At 53.7% G+C, this 1,602-nt stretch carries 2 protein-coding genes and 2 pseudogenes; 2 read left to right on the forward strand and 2 right to left on the reverse strand.

Annotation, left to right across the window (positions count from 1 at the left end; genetic code table 11):
- Positions 1 to 135: 135 nt before the first annotated feature.
- A complete protein-coding gene (locus ACOI7D_RS27750) occupies positions 136 to 552 on the reverse strand; it encodes a type II toxin-antitoxin system VapC family toxin (protein ID WP_021312768.1) in 417 nt (138 codons plus the stop codon).
- Positions 549 to 779, reverse strand: a complete 231-nt coding sequence (vapB, locus tag ACOI7D_RS27755) for a type II toxin-antitoxin system VapB family antitoxin (RefSeq protein ID WP_021312767.1) — start codon at positions 777 to 779, stop codon at positions 549 to 551. Before vapB ends, ACOI7D_RS27750 begins: the two co-directional genes overlap by 4 nt.
- Between vapB and ACOI7D_RS27760 the strand changes: the two are divergent.
- Both ACOI7D_RS27760 and ACOI7D_RS27765 read left to right on the forward strand, forming a co-directional pair.
- A pseudogene (locus ACOI7D_RS27760) lies at positions 736 to 1,266 on the forward strand (hypothetical protein). The gene vapB and the pseudogene ACOI7D_RS27760 overlap by 44 nt on opposite strands.
- Positions 1,267 to 1,375: 109 nt before the next feature.
- Positions 1,376 to 1,602 (forward strand): annotated as a pseudogene (locus ACOI7D_RS27765) (hypothetical protein); the annotation flags it as partial.

The raw sequence follows: 1,602 nt of genomic DNA on the forward strand, positions 1-1,602 counted from the left end.
CCCTTGGCGAGTTCCGCCTGAAGCAGACAGAGAGCTGAACGGGGCCGGTGAGAGTGATTGCCCTGTACAGGAGAGACTGCACCCTGGTCCGGTATCTGACCGGATTTTTCACCTGCACCGCATTGTTTTACAACGTTATCTTACCCAGTCTTCCAGCACCAGATCCGGCACCCGCTCAAACTCCCGCACATTATTTGTCACCAGTACGGCGCCGGCCGCAATGGCATGCCCGGCGATCGCCGTGTCGTTCGGGCCTATCGGCGTTCCGGCGAGGCGCAGCGCCACCTTAATCTCCGTGGTGGCGTCCACCGCAGCGCGGTCCCAGGGCAGGATGGCATCGAGGCGGGCGCAGAACGCGTCGACCAGCTGGACGTGGCGCGGCGAGGCCTTCGGGCCGGTGGCACCGAAGCGCATTTCAGAATAAGTGATGGCCGAGACCACGATACGGTGGCCACGCAGCACCGCCTGCTCCAGGCGCTTCAGCACCGCTTCAGGCTGCTCGCGCATGATGAACGAGCAGATGTTGGTGTCGAGCATATAGATCTTGTTCACAGGTTAAATCGTCCTTCGTCGCTGACAACGTCCTCGCGCTCCGCCATAAAGTCCGGATCGGCTTTTTCGAGCTGCGCGAACGACCCCCAGGTCGGCCGGACGGGACGCAGGATGATGCTGTCCCCTTCCCGGACGATCTCCAGCTCGCTCACCCCCTCAAAATCCAGATCGCGGGGAAGGCGGATGGCGCGGTTGTTGCCGTTTTTAAAAATAGATACGGTTCTCATGATTCTCTCCCGGGTAAGTGTGGATATGTGATGCATATCCGGAATGAGGTTGATTGCACCGGGTGTGTGCATATGTTCAGTATATGCAGATGCAAAGCATATGTATAGTCATAGCATATGCAGATGGTAAGTATATGCGTATGCCACACCTATGCAGATGCCCGGCATATGGATATGTTGAACCTATGTTGTATTCTCTCTTTTCCCGGTCAGATCCGAAAAAAGCTAGTTCCGGATCTGCCGGAGCCCTACCGGCGCTCAGTGGCCAAGAAACACAATATGCAGCGGTGTTATTAGCTTCTTTGACGCTATATGTTGTATCCCTCCCCTGCCCAGAGATCGGTCGCTCAGCACCAGAAAAGGGCGGTGTGGTTATTCCCTGACCGTGGTACACTTCCGGAAAGTCTCAGATAGCGTAAAAGTCGGATCCACCAGAAACCGGCATCCGGTAATTTACTGGTGTTGTTATAAGGTTGCTAATTATTAGATAATGAAAATGTTACGACAGGGAGAATCACCTAAGTGACAGTGAATGATGCTGCACATCATAATTGCTCTGAGTGATTATTAACCTGCAAACCAGAAAGGAGGTCAGTATGGGACGTTCCGTTAAGGTCAAAATCGGTGGAAGGGAGTTTGCGTCCAAAAAAGCCGCTGTGGACTATTTCATGGATCAGCGTGAGGCTGTAAAGGGATCTGGCCCGCTCCGGGAAGGTCAGTTCTTTGATGAGCTGCTGGAGCTCTATACACGGTACTGTGAGGTCACAAACTGGGAGTTGAGTAACAGAGTGATTTACGCATTCAGTGTTGATTATGAACCACG

Origin of the sequence: Klebsiella sp. C360, assembly GCF_048822415.1 — a bacterium.
GTDB lineage: Bacteria > Pseudomonadota > Gammaproteobacteria > Enterobacterales > Enterobacteriaceae > Klebsiella > Klebsiella quasipneumoniae.